The sequence below is a fragment of the Streptacidiphilus sp. P02-A3a genome (genome assembly GCF_014084105.1).
Taxonomy (GTDB): Bacteria; Actinomycetota; Actinomycetes; order Streptomycetales; family Streptomycetaceae; genus Streptacidiphilus.
Map to the genome: position 1 here is coordinate 8687154 of NZ_CP048289.1, position 14596 is coordinate 8701749.

Sequence of the window (14596 nt, forward strand, 5' to 3'; positions counted from 1 at the left end):
GCGAGCCGGGCGGGCCGGTTGCCCGGGTCGGCCGGATCCGGGTCGAACCCCGGGCCGGTACCGCCGAAGCCGTCGTCGAAGGGGCCGCCGAAGCCGTCGTCGAAGGGGCCGTTGGCCCGGCCCGCGCCAGGCAGCCCGGAGTCGCCTGTAGTCACCCTCACCGCTCCTTCTCCCGTTCCGGTCCGCAGCGGGTACCGGACGTACGCCGCCATCCTACGGCGGCGGCGGGGCAGCGTCAGGCGGCGATCTGCGGGCCCTCGTTGTAGGCGTCGGCGGGCTCCTGCTCGGACAGCGCCCGGATGGCGTCCATGATCTCGTCGGTGACCGCGCGGCGCACCGGACCGGCCGGGGTGCGGCCCTCGCGCACCGCGCGGGCGCGGTCGCCGAAGTCCAGCGGCTCGCCGAAGCGCACGGTGACCCGGCGGATCCGCGGGATCCGCTTGCCGACCGGCTGGATGTCCTGGGTACCGGCCAGGGCCACCGGGACCACCTGCGCGCCGGAGGTCAGCGCCAGCCAGGCGACGCCGGTGCGGCCCCGGTAGAGGCGGCCGTCCAGCGAGCGCTTGCCCTCCGGGTAGATCCCGAAGGCCTTGCCGTCGTTCAGCGCCTCCAGCGCGGCGTCCAGCGAGGCCTGGGCGGCGCGGTGGGTGCCGCGCTCGACCGGGACGGCGTCGATCGCGGTGAAGAAGCCGCGGCTGATCCGGCCCTTGAGCCCGGTGCCGGTGAAGTACTCCGCCTTGGCCAGGAACACCACCGGGCGCGGGGCGACCAGCGGGATCACCATGCTGTCGATGAAGGACAGGTGGTTGCTCGCCAGGATCACCGCGCCGCGCTTCGGCACGTTCTCGCGTCCTTCCACGACCGGCCGGTAGACCACTCGGGCGAGCGGAGCCAGCACCGACCTGGCGATGAGAGCGAACACGTGTCCTCCGGGGCCGTCTGCGGACGTTACTGGCGGGTCACCGTACAGGATTGCCCGGCTGCGGGATCGTATGACATCGGGGGCGCGGTTCGGCGGCCCTGTCCGAATCCCCGACCGCGCGTCGCCGGGGGATGATCGGAGCATGGCCCATCACGAGCAAGGACAACGGCAGGACGAACAGTCGGCGGCGGATCCGGCGGAGCGGCGGTTCGCGGCGATCCGCGGCTGCGAACGGGTGCTGTCGGCGGCCCGCACGACGACGCTGCGGGAGCGGCTGGCGGACCTCGCGGCCGGAGCCGAGCAGGCGTACGACCTCGACCAGCGCCCGGACGTCTACGGCAACGGCGTGGTCGAGGCGCTGGAGGAGCGGGTCGCCGGGCTGCTCGGGACGGACTCGGCGGCCTTCTTCCCGACCGGGACGATGGCCCAGCAGGTCGCCCTGCGCTGCTGGGCGGACCGCACCGGGGACCGGACCGTGGCGATGCACCCGCTGTCCCACCTGGAGCTGCACGAGCGCTTCGCCTACTCCCAGCTGACCGGCCTGCGCAGCGTCTGGCCGACGCGGCAGCCGCGGCTGCCCTCGGCCGACGAGGTCGCCGAGTTCGCCGAGCCCTTCGGCACGCTGCTGCTGGAGCTGCCGCTGCGGGAGGCCGGGTTCGTGCTGCCGACCTGGGAGGAGCTGCGGGAGACGGTGGCGGCGGCCCGGGCCAGGGACGCGGTGGTGCACCTCGACGGGGCCCGGCTGTGGGAGACCGTGCCGCACTTCGGCCGCTCGCTGCCGGAGATCGCCGAGCTGGCGGACTCGGTCTACGTCTCCTTCTACAAGTCCCTGGGCGGCCTCAGCGGCGCGGCGCTGGCGGGCCCGGAGGAGTTCACCGCGCAGGCGAAGCACTGGCGGCACCGCTACGGCGGGCAGCTGTTCGAGCAGTGGCCCGCCGCGCTGTCGGCGCTGGCCGGGCTCGACCGGGAACTCCCCCGGTTGGCGGAGTACGTCGGGCACGCGAAGACGGTGGCGGCGGCGATCGCCGGGGCACTGGCCGCGGTCCCGGGCGCCCGGGTGTACCCGGAGCCGCCGCACACGCACCAGTTCCAGGTGTGGCTGCCGTTCCCGGCGGACGCGCTGAACGCGGCCGGGCTGCGGCAGGCCGAGCAGACCCGGGAGGCGGTCTTCGGGATGTGGCGGGAGCCGGGCCTGCCCGGGGTCTCCTACACCGAGGTGACCGTCGCCGCCGACGCCCTGGCGTGGACCCCGGCGGACGTCCGGGCGGGGGTGGCCGCCTTCCTGGAGCGAATCGGCTGACCACCGGCGGCGGCCCGGAGCCGGGCGGCGGCCCCGGGCCGGGGGGTTGTTCAGAGCCCGCCCGCGCGGACCAGCCCGGTCTCGTAGGCGAGCACCACCGCCTGGACCCGGTCGCGCAGCTCCAGCTTGGTGAGGATCCGCCCGACGTGGGTCTTCACCGTCGCCTCCGACAGCGACAGCTGGGCCGCGATCTCGCCGTTGGACAGCCCGGTGGCGATCAGCAGCAGCACCTCGCGCTCGCGCTCGGTGAGCCGGGCCATCTCCGGGGTGTCCTGCGGCGGCTGCGAGCTGGGCAGCACGCTGGCGAAGCGGTCGATCATGCGGCGGGTGGTGGTCGGCGCGACCACCGCCTCCCCCTCGTGCACCGCGTGGATCGCCGCCACCAGCTCGGCCGGCGGCACGTCCTTCAGCAGGAAGCCGCTGGCCCCGGCCTTGAGCGCGGCGAAGGCGTACTCGTCCAGGTCGAAGGTGGTCAGGATGAGCACCCGCGGGCCGCCGTCCGGCCGGGGCGCCCCGGCGCAGATCCGGCGGGTCGCCTCCACCCCGTCCAGCCGCGGCATCCGGACGTCCATCAGCACCACGTCGACCGGGGTCTCGGCCAGCACCTCCAGCGCCCGGGCGCCGTCGCCCGCCTCGGCGACCACCTCGATGTCGCGCTGCGACTGGAGCACCATGCGGAAGCCGGTGCGCAGCAGCTCCTGGTCGTCGACGAGCATGACGCGGATGGGCATGGCACTCCTTGGCGAAGCGGGCGGGCGCCTGGACGGGCCGGGCACCTGGTGGGGATGCGGGCCGGTCAGGCGCGGGGGAGGTGGGGGGCGAGGGCCGGGTCCGGCGTCGCGGCGGGCTCCGGGGCCGACTCCGGCGGCGGGACGGGAGCGGGCTCGGGCCGCTTGCCCCGGGTGGGCTTGAGCGGGAGCCTGGCGTCGATCCGGAAGCCGCCGTTGCTGCCGGGGCCGACGTTCAGCGTGCCGCCGACCATACCGACCCGCTCGCGCATCCCGATCAGCCCGTGGCCGAAACCGTCCTGGCCGCCGTCCCTGGCCAGCTGCGCGGTGGCGCCCCGGCCGTCGTCCTCGATCAGCACGTCCACCCCCCGGTCGTCGAAGCGGATCCGCACCCGGGCGGCGGCCCGCGGGCCGCCGTGCTTGCGGGCGTTGGTCAGCGCCTCCTGGACGATCCGGTACGCCGTCAGCTCCACGCCGCGCGGCAGCTCCCGGGGCTCGCCCTCGACCTCGAACACCACCGGCAGGCCCGCGTTGCGCACCTGGTCGAGCAGGTCAGGCAGCTGCTCCACGCCGGGCTGCGGCAGGTACTCGCCGCCGCTGTCGGCCGAGCGCAGCAGGCCCAGCAGTCGGCGCATCTCCTCCAGGGCCTGGCGTCCGGTCCCGGCGATGGTCGCCAGTGCCTGCCTGGCCTGCTCGGGCGAGGAATCCATCACGAAGGAGGCGCCGTCCGCCTGGACGATCATCACCGAGACGTTGTGGGCGACCACGTCGTGCAGCTCCCGGGCGATCCGGGCGCGCTCGGCGGCGACGGCGATCTTCGCCTGGGCGTCGCGCTCGCGCTCCAGCCGCGCGGCCCGGTCCTCCAGCTGCACGTAGTAGGCGCGGCGGATCCGGGTCAGCCGCCCGAGCACCCAGCACAGCAGGAACGGCGTGGAGAAGACCACGCTCATGATCACGTCGATCCAGACGTGGTTGTCCGGCCGTCCGGGCGGGGGGTTGGGCGAGGCGTGCGCGCCGTAGAAGCGCAGCCAGGCCAGCGGCCCGGCGGCGAGCCCGGCGATCAGCGCCGCCCTGGACGTCCAGACGTGGGCGAAGGCGGCGGCCGTGTAGGCGAGCAGCAGCAGCGCGAAGTCGGCGACGTTCACCCGCGAGCCGCAGGCGACCTGCACCAGGCCGGTGCCGATGCCCACCCAGACCGCGAGGTCGGGACGGCTGCGGCGGATCACCAGCATCGAGCAGAGCACGACGGTGCTGACCATCAGCGCGAAGGCGAGCTGCCCGTTGTCCCAGTTGACCGCTATCACCAGCGCGCACAGCAGGAACAGCAAGGCCGCCCATGCGGCGTCAGCCACCATGGGATGCCTGCGGAACCAGCTGTACATCGTCTGCACCCTCCAAGGGTAGGCAGCCCGCGGCGCCCCCGGGTCCACCGTCGGACTGAGCCGGGTGTCCTCCGCAGGTCGGAGTTGGTTGCCATCACCACCCGCTGGGATGGTGGTGCCATGGCGATGACCAGCTGGCGGGACGCGACCGAGACCGCGCTGTACGGGCCCGGCGGCTTCTTCCGGCAGCCGGTCGGCCCGGCCGGGCACTTCCGCACCTCGGTCCACGCGTCGCCGCTGTTCGCGACGGCGCTGCTGGAACTGGTGCGGTTGGTGGACGAGGGCTTGGGCCGTCCGGTGGAACTGGTGGTCACCGACGTGGGCGCGGGGCGCGGGGAGCTGCTGCTGGCGCTGGACGCGCAGGCCCGCGACCGGTACCCGGAGCTGGCCGGGCGGCTGCGGCTGCGGGGGGTGGAGCTGGCCGACCGGCCGCCGGGGCTGCCGGAGCGGATCGGCTGGGGCGCCCGGATCGAGCCCGCGGCGGCCGGGGTGCTGCTCGCCAACGAGTGGCTGGACAACGTCCCGGTGGACGTCGCCGAGGTGGACGAGGACGGCGTGGTCCGGCTGGTGCTGGTGGATCCGGCGACCGGCCGGGAGAGCCTGGGCGATCCGCTCGGCGGCCCGGCGGCGGACTGGCTGGAGCGGTGGTGGCCGCTGGCCGGGGGCGCCGCCGAGCCGGGCTTCCGCGCGGAGGTCGGGCTGCCCAGGGACGCCGCCTGGGCGGCGGCCGTCGGCTCGCTCGGCCGGGGCCTGGCGGTGGCGGTGGACTACGCCCACCACGCGGACGACCGGCCGCCCTTCGGCAGCCTCACCGGCTACCGCGAGGGGCGGGAGGTACGCCCGGTCCCGGACGGCGGCTGCGACCTGACCTCGCGGGTCGCCCTGGACGCCTGCCTCGCGGCGGCCCGGTCCGCTCACGGCGAGCGGGTTGTCCACAGCCTGTGGACAACCCAGCGCGAGGCCCTGCACCGGCTCGGCCTGAGCGGGGCCAGGCCACCGCTGAGCCTGGCCGCCACCGACCCGGCCGGATACCTGCGCGCGCTCGCGGCGGCCGGGGAGGCGGCCGAGCTGACCGGGCGCGGCGGCCTCGGCTCGTTCGTCTGGGCGGTGCAGGCGGTCGGAGCGCCGGTCCTGCCCGAGGAATGGCTGACTGCCCGAGGAATGGCCGCGGACGTCGGCGGATCAGCGGGGATGGCAGACTCTGGGCCATGACGAGTAGCGCGCCCATGACGAGCGGCAGGCCGGGCACCGGTCGGCGGGAGACGACGGTCGGCCTCGGCGCGGGCGCCGCCACCGAACTCGGCACCAGCGACATGGTGCTGAACATCGGCCCGCAGCACCCCTCCACCCACGGCGTGCTGCGGATCAGGCTGCACCTGGACGGCGAGCTGATCACCGCCGCCGAGCCGATCGTCGGCTACATGCACCGGGGCGCCGAGAAGCTGTTCGAGGCCCGGGACTACCGGCAGATCATCGTGCTGGCGAACCGGCACGACTGGCTCTCGGCCTTCGCCAACGAGCTGGGCGTGGTGCTCGCCGTCGAACGCATGCTCGGCATGGAGGTCCCGCTGCGGGCCACCTGGACCAGGACCCTGCTCGCCGAGCTCAACCGGGTGCTGAACCACCTGATGTTCCTCGGCTCCTACCCGCTGGAGCTGGGCGGGATCACCCCGGTCTTCCACGCCTTCCACGACCGCGAGCAGCTCCAGTCGCTGCTGGAGGAGGCCTCCGGCGGCCGGATGCACTTCATGTTCAACCGGGTCGGCGGCCTGAAGGAGGACCTCCCGGCCGGCTGGTACGAGCGGGCCCGGGCCGCGATCGCCACCGTACGCGGGCGCATGGGCACCTTCGACGACCTGGTCCTGGGCAACGACATCTTCCGCGCCCGCACCCGGGGCGTCGGCGTGCTGTCGGCCCGGGCGGTGCACGCGTACGGGGTGAGCGGGCCGATCGCCCGGGCCTCCGGCGTGGACTTCGACCTGCGCCGGGACGAGCCCTACCTGTCGTACGGCGAACTGGGCGACGTGCTGCGGGTGGTCACCCGGACCGACGGCGACTGCCTGGCCCGGTTCGAGTGCCTGCTGGAGCAGACCCACAACGCGCTCGACCTGGCCGACGCCTGCCTGGACCGGATCGCCGAGCTCGCGCCCGGACCGGTCAACCAGCGGCTGCCGAAGGTGCTGAAGGCCCCGGAGGGCCAGACCTACGCCTGGACCGAGAGCCCCCTCGGCGTCAACGGCTACTACCTGGTCTCGCGCGGCGACAAGACCCCGTGGCGGCTGAAGCTGCGCTCGCCGTCCTTCAACAACATCCAGGCCCTGGGCGAACTGCTGCCGGGGACCCTGGTCGCGGACATGGTGGCGATCCTCGGCTCGCTGTTCTTCGTGGTCGGCGACATCGACAAGTAGCCCCCGGCCACGGCCACGACGAAGGGCCCGGTCCGCGGACCGGGCCCTTCGTCGTACTCGCGGCTACAGGGCGCGCAGCACCCGGACGTCGATCGGCTCGGTCTCGTCCTCGGCGGTGAGGTCCACCAGGTCGTCGGCCGGGTCCTGCGCAGCGTCCGCAGACTCCTGCCGACCGGCCTCGGCGTCGGCCTCGGGCTCCGCACTGCGGTCGTGCGCGGCCGGGTCGACGGCGGACTCGGCCGCGGCGGGCTCGACCGCCGCTCCGGTGGCGGTGGCGTACCGGTCCTGCTCGGCGGCGGCCTCGTCGCCGACCACGTCGGCCAGGTCGGCGGGGACCCGGCTGAGGTCGGTGGCGATCGCGCCCTCCTGGCGGCTGAAGAAGCTGAAGGTCCCGGCCGAGCTGCCCCGGGTGGCCTGCGAGCGGGTCGCCCCGCGCTGGAGCGTGGCCGGCAGGATGCTCACCGCCGGGCGCAGCGGCGGCAGCGCCGCCCGCGCCCAGGCCGGTCCTGGCACCACGATCGGCGCCTCGGCGGCAGGGTCGGCGGCAGCGGCCGCCGGTACCGCGGCGGGCTCGGGACGCGGCCGGGTCTGCGTCCGCGGCTGGGTCTGCGGCGGCTCGGCCTGCGGCTGGGTCTGCGGCTGGGTCTGCGGCTCGGCCTCGGCGGCGGGCTGCTGGACCGGCTGCGGGCGGGCGGGCTGCCGCGCCGGGGCGGGCTTGGCCAGCGTCAATTCGACCGAGCCGACCGGGCCGGGGGCCGCACTCCGCTGCGCCTGGTCGGCCACCGCGCGACGCTCCAGGCCGCGCAGCACCGAGGCCGCCTTCAGGTAGGCGGTGGGCGTCGGCCGGACGCCGCGCTCGGCGGCCTCCCGGCGGAGGCCCTCCTCGGCGGCGCGCGCCGCGTGCTCGGCCGCGACCCGGGCCCGCTCGCGGAGCAGCCGCTGGATGTCGCCCTCGGCCCGGGCGAGCTGGCTACGCTGCGCGAGCAGCCGCCGCTCCAACCGCTTGGCCTGCTCCTCGGCGGTCTCGGCCTGGAACTCCAGCTCGGCGATCCGGTCCTCGAACCGGGCCTCGTCGCGGGCCCGGGCGGAGACCTCGGTCTCCAGTTCGACCTCACCGGCGCGGTCGCGCATCCGCAGCAGCACCGCCGCCGAGGCGGCGCCCACGGCGGTGGCCACGACCAGGACCCGCAGCAGGGCGAGATCGCTGGTGAGCGGGGCGGACACCAGCGCGGCGACCGCCAGTACTCCGCAGGCGATGGGTGGGAGCAGCCTGCTCAGAGGCGAGGTTTGGCGATGGCGACCACGTGGCATGGCCAGAAATCTAGCGTGATCGCTGGTGCTATGTCAGGTGAGGTCCCAAAGACACCCTTGACAGGGATGTGATGTGACATTGGGTCAGCGCCAGGGCACCAGCGGTCACCGCATTACAGCCAAATCCCGTCAGAGCGAGGCGGGGTCCATCCGCGTGGTCACCGCGATCCGGTTCCAGGCGTTGATGGTGAAGATCGTCGCGATCAGCTGCGCCAGCTCCGCCTCCTCGAAGTGCGCGGCCGCCCGCTGGTAGACCGCGTCCGGCACGAAGCCGTCGGTGAGCACGGTGACCGCCTCGGTCAGCGCCAGTGCGGCCTGCTCCTTCGGCGTGAAGAAGCCGCCCGACTCCTCCCAGGCGTGCAGCAGCTGGAGCCGCAGCTCGGTCTCCCCGGCCTTGCGGGCGTCACGGGTGTGCATGGTGATACAGAACGCACAGTGGTTGATCTGCGAGGCCCGGACCTTGACCAGTTCCGCCAGGGTCGGATCCAGCCCCTGCTGGGCCGCCCGATCCAGCGCGATCATCGCCTTGTAGACCTCGGGCGCAGCCTTCGCCAGATTCATCCGGGGGCCGTGCGTACCGTGCTCGTGCGTGCTCGTCGTCGTCATGACCACCACGCTACGTCCCGACCAGCCCACACCCATGGTCCATTCCCACCCCACTTCCCTGGGCCACTTCGCCCGGCACGCGGCCCGGGCCGTTCTGGTTGCCGTGCTGCTCAGTTCGGTGCGGGCAGTGGATTCGAGAGGTCATCGAGCCACGGTCGCTGTGTCCCGTCCGGCGTGACCGTCAGGCCGAAGCGGTCGAGCGCCGGCCCGGGGTACTCCCCTCGGAACCGGGTGTCGAAGCGCCCCCAGTCCAGCCGCTGATTCCTCAGCTTCATGAACTCGACCATCCGCAGAAACGGACCGGACGCGCTCCCGTCCGCGCTGACGGTGAGCCGAAGCAGCGCGTCCACGTTGTCGTAGTGCGTCCCCCACGGGCAGAGAATCAGCCCGCCTTCCCTGGTCTGCTCCAGCAGGGCCGGGGCGACCGGTGTCCCAGCCCGTGCCGGTGCCGATCAGCAGGACCCGCATGGGCGGCCGGACATCGGCGTCCCGCAGATACGCCGCGACCAGGCGCGGCTCCGAGGACGAACTGGTCGGGGTGCGGCCAGGACCGGGGCCCCCGTGCTCCCCGTCGTCCCACTGGGTGACGATCGGTACCCGGACGGATTCCGCGTACCGCTCCCAGGTATCCGGGTCGGTCAGCCGGTGAACGTAGCTGCTGCCGCCGGTCGTCATGTCGTGTGCCCAGATGTCATCGGGGAGGAACGCGGCCCGGGGCACAGCCTCGAACGCGTCCGCCCAATCGGGCGTCATGGAGCCGTCGTTGAGAAGGGACCGCACCAACGGATCAGCGCTGGTTCGGCCCCCCTGCTGCGGAGCGTCAGCCATTACTTGCGGCGGGTCCCGTCCCCGGGCGGCGTGTCGCCGTCGGGGCTCGGCGGTTCCGAGGGACCGGGCCAGGGCTGACCGGGGTGCCCGTCCCCGTCCTTGCCGTCGTTGTGGAGAATGCCGAGCATGGGACCTCCTACGGTCGGGGCGCTCGATACCGCCCAGTGAGTCTTCCGGCCCCGCCCCGGAAATGGGCGGGAGTCAATGGGTGGGTCATGGTGCGTGGTGCTCCAGCCGGCTCAGGATCGGACCCGAAGCATCGGCCCATGCGGCACGAACCACGGGAACTCCCGCATCATCGCCGCGTCATACGCATCCGTCTCGCACGAGTCGCAACGCCGCGTACGGGCCAGCAGAACCGCCGCCCGGCCACAATGCGCGCACGTCTCCGAACGAGCCGTACAGACCCAACCGCCCACGTCTCCCGCTCCCTCGTGCTGCTCCGTGCTCGACCTGTAACAGCACGATAGGAGAAGGGAACCCACAGGGTTGGACCTGATTCGCGGATATTCTCACGCGCCCAGGGAGCGCTTTGCCCTGGTGACCAGCCGGTGAGCATCTGTGCCGTAGACGGCATTGCGGTTGAGCGCTTCCCAGGCGCGCATATGGAGTGCCACGTCTCCGGGGTCATCGAGCCACATCTCCGCATGCCACGTCTCCGTAATCACCAATTCGTCGTCATGGATGGAGAAACCGACGCCAGCGGGGACGTGCATGTCTGCTTCGAATGGGATGATGCCGACACGCACGTTCCCTGGCCCGAGTCGGGGAGCCAGGCGGTCAAGCTGTGTCGACAGGGCAGCCGAGGAGCAGGGGCGTGCGCGCAACGCGCCTTCCCAGATCAGGAAATGAAAGGCGCGGGTCGGGTCGCAGAGGATGTCCTGTCGCCCCATACGTGCCTGTACAGCGGCCTCGATGTCACGCGGGGCGGAATGGATGGCCGCGTATCGGGTGAGGACGGCACGGGCGTAGTCGGCGGTCTGCAAGAGCCCCGGAATCAGCGTCGGATCGAAGCTGCGCCGACACCGTGTCTTGCGAGCCTGCGCCCAGTGGGCCTCTTGTACGGGCCGGTACCCTCCGGCGAGCTGGCGCCGCCAGGACCGGTACTGAGTTTCCAGCCCACGAAGCCGACCGGTCAGTTCCGTAGTCGCATCCGGGCATCCGGTGCCCTTTGCCCATGCGGCCAAGTCGGCGATTGTCGGGGTCTGTTTGCCGTTCTCCAGCTTGCTGACCTTCGACTGGGTCCAGCCCAGACGGTCAGCGAGCTGCCGACCAGTAAGCCCGCCCTCGGCGCGCAGTTCTCGCAGTCGCACGCCGAGGGACAGTCGGGCCTGCTGGTAATCAGTGCTCACTCAGGGGAAGGTACCTGTGCCTTGAACGCGGCGTACTGCGTCGCGTGGTGCCAGGCCGCGTCGCGTACCTGGCAGGCGCGAAGGACTTCCGCCGGGCGGTGACCAACTCCATACCGATGGTGCGCTCCCCCTCGAAGTGGAAGCGGGCCACCGTACGCGAGTCGAACAGCCAGTAGTCCGACAGGTGGACCCCGTACCGCTCGGCATCGGCCCGCCACAGGTACCGGATGTCCTCGCCTGCCGCCACGTTGGTCCGGGCGCAGGCCAGCAGGTAGCGCTGACCGGTCGTCGGCGGGCTGTCCACCAGCCGCACGCGCTCGAAGCGCTTGCCGGAGGCGACCATGCGCCGCACGTTGTCGAACCACGGGTGACCGACCTCGCCCGCCGTATCGCCGGTCCGAAGGAACTCCTGATAGGACGGCATCTCCTGGTCCGACAGGTAACCAGTCCGGGTCTCCAGCCGCCAAGCGGTTTGCTCGAAGCCGTCGTTGATGAACTCGCTGATCTTCCTCTGCGGCACGAACTCAGGCACGTGCTCTTCCGCCTCCCTGGGCGCGAAGTTGACGAGGAGCGCACGCGGGACGACGACGAAGCCCTCCCCGTCCTTGATGTGCCGCAGCTGCGCCACATCGTCAGGATCGATCACGGCTTCGCCCTGGACCAGGACTTCCTTGCTGTCCATGTCCTCGTAAAGCGTCGGGCAGTCACCCACCCCTGACGTACTGCCGAGCACCCGCAAACGTCGTGCCATGCTCACTCCCCTCTCACCTGACAGACCATGCCCACGATCGCCCCTCAACCGTCGCCCTGTCCGGGGTGATTCTCAGATATTCGAACGCGCTGGACGCGAGCACGTCCACCCGGACGTCAGAGAGCCCCGATCCCAGTCCGGGCCCGATTGACCTGGGAGTGCGACGCCCGCTCAGCCTGCCGGTAACCGTCCTTCAGCACTCGCCCGGCGAGGTGACCGTGACGGCCGCAGTCAGCAGTTCCACGAAGACCCGCTCGGCGGCAGCGGGAATGACCCCGATGGAGACGGAGGGCAGAGCCATCACGGCCAGCAGGTAACCCAGTTGACCGGCCATGACCTCGGCGTCGCCGACCCGGAAGTACAGCACCGGCTCTTCAACGATGAGGCTGAATCTGTGGTCCCCCTCGCGGATCACGTGCGAGCGTGCCATGCGTGCCGCCACGGCCTCCGCCACGTCGTCCGGCGTGCCCTGGAACCGGGTGATGGACGACATGAGCGCCGACGCATAGCCGGGCGTCTGAACGAGCCCAGGCACCACGTTGGAGCAGTAGACGCGGAAGAGCCGGGTGCGCTCGTACAGGGGCACCACGCCCTCCTGCGCCCGCCGCATCCCGGTGCGGTGCGTCCGTCGCCACTCCAGGTACATGGAGTCAGCGGCACGGGAAGCCGCGATGACGTCAGGTGCGTGCTCCTCAGCGCCGCACGCACGGCACCATGCCCGAATGTCCTCATCACTCGGCGAGGCCTGCACGTTCTCGACACGGGAAGTCTTGGCCGGATGCCGTCCGCACAGCACGGAGAGATCCCTGGACGACAGGCCGGCGTCCAAACGGAGCTCACGGAGACGGGTGGCAACGGCCTTGCGCGCTTCCCTGGCGGTGGAAGACGGTGACGTGGGCATGGGTGCGCTGTTCTGCCGTTCGCCGTCTCAGACCTGGAACTCAGCGTGCGGAGTGGCACGCTCCCACACGGCTTCAAAAGCCGACGCACACAACGTCGCAACGGCAGGCTCATCGCGGACTTCCTGCCCGATCCACTCCCCGTCACCGGTGAAGTGCCCGAATCGAACCAACCGACTGTCGAACACCCAGAAGTCGGTACCCGGCAGCGCCAGATCGGCGGCAAGTCGGCGGGGCAGCCAACGCACGACCTCGCCGGCCGCGAGGTTGTTCACGGTCCCGGCATGCTCGAACCGGGCCGACTCGCTCAGCGGGACGGAGACCACATGGGCCCGCCGCACCACGACTCCGCGCCGGACCGCCGCACCCACCAGGTCGATCCACGGCTGCCAGTAGGTCGGGTTCTCCCACCGGCCGGTCTTCTGCCAGGCCTCGAAGTCCTGCTGCTCGTACGCCACGGCGTAGACGTCACGCGTCTCCAGGTGGAACGCCGAGTGCTCCGCCGCGCTCAGCAGATCCTCAAAGCTTCGCTCGCTCGGCCTGCTCGACAAGGTCACACGCCTCCCTGATCATCTGCACCATGTGGAAGGGAACCACGAACGAGGCGCATTCGGCTTCCAGGTCCGGGGACGGCTTCCACCCCTCGGCCCGGGCTAGGGTCGGTTTCCATGAGTGGTTCTGGGGCCGGTTCGCGACCGTCCGGGGCGTCCGGTGGGGGTAGTGATCTGCATCTTGATCTGGTGCTCACTGGCGCCGGTGGGGTTCGGGCGTCGTTGGTGCGGGCGTTGCGGGAGGCGGTGCGTGGGGGGCGGTTGGCGCCGGGGACCCGGTTGCCGTCGTCGCGGGGGTTGGCCGCCGATCTCGGGCTGGCGCGGAACACCGTGGCCGACGCCTACGGCGAGCTGATCGCCGAGGGGTGGCTGACCGCCCGGCAGGGGTCGGGGACGCGGGTGGCGCAGCGGCCCGCGCCCGGGCGGGCCAGCGCGCACCGGCCCAGCGTCCAGCGCCCGAGCGGGGGCCACAGCCTGTACCCGGGCTCCCCCGACGTCTCCGCCTTCCCGCGCGCCGCCTGGCTGGCCGCCGCCCGCCGGGCGGTCACCGCGGCGCCGAACGACGCCTTCGGCTACGGCGACCCGCTCGGTCGGCCGGAGCTGCGCCGGGCACTGGCCGACTACCTGGCCCGGGCCCGGGGCGTGCGCGCCGACCCGGACCAGATCATGGTCTGCGCCGGGTTCTCCCAGGGCCTGGCCGTGCTCAGCCGGGTACTGCGGAACGACGGCGTCCGGGGCCTGGCCGTGGAGTCCTACGGCCTGGCCCCGCACCGGAGCCTGGCCACCGCCGCCGGGCTGCGCACGCATCCGCTGACCGTCGACCAGCACGGCGTGGACCCGGCGGAGCTGCGGCGCCGCCAGGACCTGGGCGCGGTGCTGCTCACCCCGGCGCACCAGTTCCCGCTCGGCGTGCCGCTGCATCCGGACCGCCGGGCGGCCGTCGTCGACTGGGCCAGGGAGCGCGGCACGGTGGTCCTGGAGGACGACTACGACGGGGAGTTCCGGTACGACCGGCAGCCGGTCGGGGCGTTGCAGGGGCTCGATCCGGAGCACGTGGTCTACCTGGGCACCGCCAGCAAGAGCCTGGCGCCCGGGCTGCGGCTCGGCTGGATGGTGCTGCCCGGACGGCTGGTGGACCGGGTGCTGGCGGCGAAGACCGCCGCCGAACGCCACCCCGACAGCCTGTCGCAGCTCACCCTGGCCGAGTTCGTCACCTCGGGCGCGTACGACCGGCAGATCCGGGCGATGCGGCTGCGCTACCGGCGGCGGCGCGACCGGCTGGTGCGGGCGCTCGCCGAGCGGGCACCGCAGGTGCGGGTCAGCGGGATCGCGGCCGGGCTGCACGCGGTGCTGCGACTGCCGCCGGGCACCGAGGCGCGGGCCCTGCACGGCGCCTCCTGGCTGGGCCTGGCGGTACAGGGCCTGGACGGCTTCCGCCACCCCGACCAACCGGCCGAACCGGGCGCGGACGCGCTGGTCGTCGGCTACGGCACGCCCGCCGAGCACGCCTTTCCGGCGGCGCTGGAGGCCCTCTGCCGGACCATCGAGGCGCTGTGAC

At 72.7% G+C, this 14596-nt stretch carries 14 protein-coding genes and 1 pseudogene; 4 read left to right on the forward strand and 11 right to left on the reverse strand.

All coding sequences use genetic code 11. The features are described from left to right. Window positions 1–235: 235 nt before the first annotated feature. Entirely contained in the window at window positions 236–922 is a 687-nt protein-coding gene (locus GXP74_RS36835) for a 1-acyl-sn-glycerol-3-phosphate acyltransferase (RefSeq protein ID WP_225448451.1), read from the reverse strand. A 142-nt stretch (window positions 923–1064) separates the two neighbouring features. Here GXP74_RS36835 and GXP74_RS36840 point away from each other — a divergent pair, with 142 nt between their 5' ends. Beyond that, the gene (locus GXP74_RS36840; protein WP_182455544.1) at window positions 1065–2222 is read left to right on the forward strand and encodes a low specificity L-threonine aldolase; all 1158 of its coding nucleotides are present in this window, start codon (window positions 1065–1067) and stop codon (window positions 2220–2222) included. Window positions 2223–2272: 50 nt separating this feature from the next. Here GXP74_RS36840 and GXP74_RS36845 read toward each other — a convergent pair whose 3' ends face one another. Together GXP74_RS36845 and GXP74_RS36850 are read right to left on the reverse strand one after the other, a co-directional pair. Beyond that, window positions 2273–2953 carry a response regulator transcription factor gene (locus GXP74_RS36845; protein WP_182455545.1) on the reverse strand — a complete coding sequence of 227 codons (681 nt, stop codon included), beginning with the start codon at window positions 2951–2953 and terminating at the stop codon, window positions 2273–2275. A 65-nt stretch (window positions 2954–3018) separates the two neighbouring features. Further along, complete coding sequence (locus GXP74_RS36850) at window positions 3019–4341, reverse strand: sensor histidine kinase (protein WP_182455546.1); 1323 nt, start codon at window positions 4339–4341, stop codon at window positions 3019–3021. A gap of 111 nt (window positions 4342–4452) precedes the next feature. Here GXP74_RS36850 and GXP74_RS36855 point away from each other — a divergent pair, with 111 nt between their 5' ends. Next, window positions 4453–5544: an SAM-dependent methyltransferase gene (locus tag GXP74_RS36855; protein ID WP_182455547.1), complete on the forward strand. Its 1092-nt coding sequence runs from the start codon at window positions 4453–4455 to the stop codon at window positions 5542–5544. After that, window positions 5541–6740, forward strand: a complete 1200-nt coding sequence (locus tag GXP74_RS36860; RefSeq protein WP_225448452.1) for an NADH-quinone oxidoreductase subunit D — start codon at window positions 5541–5543, stop codon at window positions 6738–6740. The genes GXP74_RS36855 and GXP74_RS36860 overlap by 4 nt, the downstream gene beginning before the upstream one ends. A gap of 63 nt (window positions 6741–6803) precedes the next feature. Here the strand turns inward: GXP74_RS36860 and GXP74_RS36865 are convergent, their stop codons facing one another. The 8 genes and pseudogenes from GXP74_RS36865 to GXP74_RS36895 form a co-directional block, all read right to left on the reverse strand. Continuing rightward, entirely contained in the window at window positions 6804–8051 is a 1248-nt protein-coding gene (locus tag GXP74_RS36865) for a hypothetical protein (RefSeq protein WP_182455548.1), read from the reverse strand. 129 nt (window positions 8052–8180) lie between these two features. Further along, window positions 8181–8657, reverse strand: coding sequence for a carboxymuconolactone decarboxylase family protein (locus GXP74_RS36870; protein ID WP_225448453.1), 477 nt, complete (start codon window positions 8655–8657; stop codon window positions 8181–8183). Between the two features lie 110 nt (window positions 8658–8767). After that, entirely contained in the window at window positions 8768–9007 is a 240-nt protein-coding gene (locus tag GXP74_RS41270) for a hypothetical protein (RefSeq protein WP_225448454.1), read from the reverse strand. Window positions 9008–9484: 477 nt separating this feature from the next. Then, window positions 9485–9613, reverse strand: a complete 129-nt coding sequence (locus GXP74_RS41715) for a hypothetical protein (RefSeq protein ID WP_255528198.1) — start codon at window positions 9611–9613, stop codon at window positions 9485–9487. Between the two features lie 384 nt (window positions 9614–9997). Further along, window positions 9998–10837 (reverse strand): helix-turn-helix transcriptional regulator, encoded by an 840-nt coding sequence (locus GXP74_RS36880; RefSeq protein ID WP_182455549.1) that lies wholly within the window; start codon window positions 10835–10837, stop codon window positions 9998–10000. Then, a pseudogene (locus GXP74_RS36885) lies at window positions 10834–11588 on the reverse strand (DUF6879 family protein). The gene GXP74_RS36880 and the pseudogene GXP74_RS36885 overlap by 4 nt, the downstream one beginning before the upstream one ends. 193 nt (window positions 11589–11781) lie before the next feature. Continuing rightward, a complete protein-coding gene (locus GXP74_RS36890) occupies window positions 11782–12489 on the reverse strand; it encodes a Scr1 family TA system antitoxin-like transcriptional regulator (RefSeq protein WP_182455550.1) in 708 nt (235 codons plus the stop codon). A gap of 27 nt (window positions 12490–12516) precedes the next feature. Continuing rightward, window positions 12517–13044 carry a DUF6879 family protein gene (locus tag GXP74_RS36895; protein WP_370468512.1) on the reverse strand — a complete coding sequence of 176 codons (528 nt, stop codon included), beginning with the start codon at window positions 13042–13044 and terminating at the stop codon, window positions 12517–12519. A 111-nt stretch (window positions 13045–13155) separates the two neighbouring features. Between GXP74_RS36895 and GXP74_RS36900 the strand changes: the two genes are divergently transcribed. Then, window positions 13156–14595, forward strand: coding sequence for a PLP-dependent aminotransferase family protein (locus tag GXP74_RS36900; RefSeq protein WP_182455552.1), 1440 nt, complete (start codon window positions 13156–13158; stop codon window positions 14593–14595). The last annotated feature ends 1 nt before the right edge of the window (window position 14596 follow it).